This window comes from Streptomyces purpurogeneiscleroticus (assembly GCF_020024005.1).
GTDB lineage: Bacteria > Actinomycetota > Actinomycetes > Streptomycetales > Streptomycetaceae > Streptomyces > Streptomyces purpurogeneiscleroticus.
Genome location: NZ_NHSG01000311.1, coordinates 1 through 3,420, shown reverse-complemented (window position 1 = coordinate 3,420; position 3,420 = coordinate 1). Strand labels below are relative to the sequence as shown.

Annotated in this window: 2 protein-coding genes; one reads left to right on the top strand and one right to left on the bottom strand. The window is 75.3% G+C overall.

What is annotated here, in order from left to right:
• A partial coding sequence (locus CCS38_RS20090; RefSeq protein ID WP_223734689.1) for a GGDEF domain-containing protein occupies positions 1 to 1,866 on the bottom strand: 1,866 nt, incomplete at its 3' end.
• A gap of 210 nt (positions 1,867 to 2,076) precedes the next feature.
• Between CCS38_RS20090 and CCS38_RS20085 the strand changes: the two genes are divergently transcribed.
• Positions 2,077 to 3,153: an ABC transporter ATP-binding protein gene (locus CCS38_RS20085; protein WP_223734688.1), complete on the top strand. Its 1,077-nt coding sequence runs from the start codon at positions 2,077 to 2,079 to the stop codon at positions 3,151 to 3,153.
• The last annotated feature ends 267 nt before the right edge of the window (positions 3,154 to 3,420 follow it).

Below are 3,420 nucleotides of genomic sequence, written 5' to 3'. Positions count from 1 at the left end.
CTCGGGGCCGGTGGCGTACGTGGCGGTCGTCGGACCGGACGCCGGGCCGGGTGCCGGGCTGGGGGCCGGGCTGGGCGTCCGGCCGGATGCCGGGCTCGGCGTCGGGCCGGATGTCGGGCTCGGCGTCGGGCCGGGACCCGGGCTCGGCATCGGGCGGGGCATCCGGCCCCGGCGCACCTCGTGGTGGGCCGTACCGTGCCGGCTCAGCACCCAGCTCGCGCCGGCCAGCCCCTTCGCCGTCTTCTTGAGCGGGGCGAGCGCGGCAGCCGCTTCCGCGTGCCCGGCGACCGCGCCGGCCGGGCACACCACCGTCGCCAGCGACAGCGTCACGGGACGCCCGCCCGCCGACCACGGCACGTCCAGCACGGCCGCGGCGATCGCCTCCAGCCCCTCAGGATCGGTCAGTACGAGGAAGTCGTCGCCCCCGATGTGCCCCACCCGGCAGGCCGCGTCGTCGCGCGCCGCCCGGGCCAGCGCCGCGCCCACCGTACGGATCAGCTCGTCCCCCGCCGCGAACCCGGCGCCATCGTTGACCTGCTTGAACCCGTCCACGTCCAGCCAGCTCAGGGCGACGGCCCGCCCCTGCCCGAGCCGCCGGTCCACCTCGCTGTTGACCGCGTCGGAACCCGGCAGCCGGGTCAGCGGATTGAGCCGCGCGGCCTCCTCCACCCGGCTCTCCGCCAGCGCCCGCAGGATGTCCGCCAGATGCACCACCCCGATGCACCGCCCCTGCTCGTCGACCACCGCCACGTCGTCCCCCGTACGGTCCCGGTCGCCGTCCGCGATGACGTCCAGCACCTCCCACGCGGTCGCGCCCGCGCCGACCGTACGCGGCCGGTCACCCAGCCGCAGTGCCGGCCGGTCCGCGTACAGCGCGTGCCCGTACCGCCCGGACAGCGACAGCAGGAACCGGTCCCGGTCCACCGCCCGTACGGGAACGCCGTCCGCATCCACCAACAGCACCCCGGAGACGTCCGGCAGCCCCGTGAGCCGACGCCGCACCTCCTCCGCCGACGCGCTCACCGGCAGCAACGCGGCCGGCTGCAGAAACTGCCCGACGGGCGGCCCGGCTTGGCCGCCGGCGGGCACGACGGGGGACGGAGACGGGGCCCGGTCTGCGCTCGTCCCCGGCGCGGAGGCAGCCCGGGGCCCGCTCGGCCCGGGCGCCGACGCCGCCTGTGCCGGCACGAAGACCTCGGCCGTGGGCCGCCGCGCGGGCGGTGCGAAGAGGTGCCCCTGGGCGAGCTGCGCGCCGGCCCGCAGCACCGCCGCGTAACTCCGCTCGGTCTCCACCCCCTCCACCGCCAGCAGCCCGCCCAGCTCGTCGCAGAGCTGCCGCACCATCCGCACCACCGCCGCGCGCCCGGGCCGGGCGTCCAGGTCCGTACAGAGTGAGGCATCCAGCTTGATCACGTCCGGCGTCAGGTCGCCCAACAGCCGCAGCGGGATGTCCCCGTCGCCCACCCCGTCCACGCAGATCCGGAAGCCGTCGGCGCGCAGGCCCGCCACCGCCTCCAGCAGCGCGCGGGCCGGTACGTGCGTGTACGGCCCGGTCAGATCCAGGGTGATCTCGCACGGCCGTCGCCCCACCGCACGCACCGCCGCGCGCAGCGCGGTCAGCTCCGGCATCTCCGCGGCCGTGGTGGCGAAGAGGTTCACCTGCAGCGGCAGCAGCGTCTCGCGCTGCGTGGCGTGCCGCACCGCGAGCGCGGCCAGTTCGACGTCGATGCGGGGGGAACGGCGGGCCTGGGTGAGCACGTCCCCGTGCTCGGGGCGGGCCAGTATCTCCAGCGCGGCGACGGAACCGGTCGTGAGGTTCACGACGGGCTGGTAGGCGAATCGGAGCTGGTCCGTCCAGGCAGGCACGCGGACAGCATGCCTCCCTCCCGCCCCTCGCGCAGCAGGGTTCACGCGGTGTTCACGCACCCTTCGACGGCATCGCGAGAATGCGGCGCCCGACGGGCCGGAACCGGCGGCGGGCTGCGCCCGAAGGGCGCCCCGCACTCGTGACGCGGCGCCTCCCGCCCCGGTACAGTCACCCGGCGCGATCAAGCCGCCCACCGGGGAGGAGACCGCATGGCAGAGGACAACGTGCCGGGCACGAGGCCCGCGCCGCCCGCGACGGCGGTCCGCCTGACCGCCCTCACCAAGGACTTCGGCACCGTACGCGCCGTCGACCACGCCGAACTCGCCATCCAGGAAGGCGAGTTCTTCTCCCTCCTCGGCCCCTCGGGTTCCGGCAAGTCGACCCTCCTGCGCCTCATCGCCGGCTTCGAACGCCCCACCTCCGGCCGCGTCGAACTGGCCGGTCGCGACGTCACCGCCCTGCCCCCGCACCGCCGCGACGTGCACACCGTCTTCCAGGACTACGCCCTCTTCCCGCACATGACGGTCGAGCAGAACGTCGGTTACGCGCTGCGCGTCGCCGGCGTCCGCAAGGGCGAACGCCGGGCCCGGGCACGCGAGGCGCTCGCCACCGTACGGCTGGAGGACTACGGCGACCGGCGCCCGGCACAGCTCTCCGGCGGTCAGCGGCAACGCGTCGCGCTCGCCCGCGCCCTCGTCGACCGCCCCGGGCTGCTTCTCCTGGACGAGCCGCTCGGCGCCCTGGACCTCAAGCTCCGCCAGGAGATGCAGACCGAGCTCAAACAGATCCAGCGCACCACCGGCATCACCTTCCTCCTGGTCACCCACGACCAGGAGGAGGCGCTGACGATGAGCGACCGGCTCGCCGTACTCGACGGCGGCCGCATCGCGCAGACCGGCCCGCCCCTGGAGATCTACGACCGCCCTGCCACCGCCTTCGTCGCCGGATTCGTGGGCGTGACGAACCTGGTGCGCGGCGCGGCGGCACAGCGACTGACGGGCCGCCCGGGCATGTACAGCATCCGCCCCGAACGCATACGGATCACGCCATTCGACGAGCGGGACGGTGCCGCGGCGGGGAGCCCGGGGGAGCGGTCGGTGACCGGCCGGATCACCGACATCGCACACGCCGGCCCGCACACCCGTTTCCGCGTCCGGCTCGACGAGGGCGGCGACCGGCTGACCGTACTCCGGCTGAACACCTCCGGGCCCGCGCTGCCGGCCCGCGCCGACACCCCCGTACGCCTTGCCTGGGACGCCGGCGACGCGTATCCCGTACCGGGCTGAGGGGCCGCTCGCGTACCGGGCCGAGGGACCGCGTTGCCTCGGCGGGCCGACGCGCCGGCCCGAAGTCCGGGGTGTACGTGCCGACTTGGCCTGATCGTGTCCCGACGCGCACTGGTGGAACACCGCCTTGATCCGGATACTGGCGACGCTCGGAGCCTGTGTCTGACGCCGTGTGCGACGGGAGAGAACCGGATGCGCAACACGAACGTGTGGAAGGCCGCCGCGGCGGCCACGGTCCTGCTGCTGGCCGTAGGGTGCGGCTCCGGG

Bases quoted from the DNA above. Each gene is read 5' to 3' on its own strand.
- CCS38_RS20085 (WP_223734688.1), top strand. From the start codon at position 2,077: ATGGCAGAGGACAACGTGCCGGGCACGAGGCCCGCGCCGCCCGCGACG.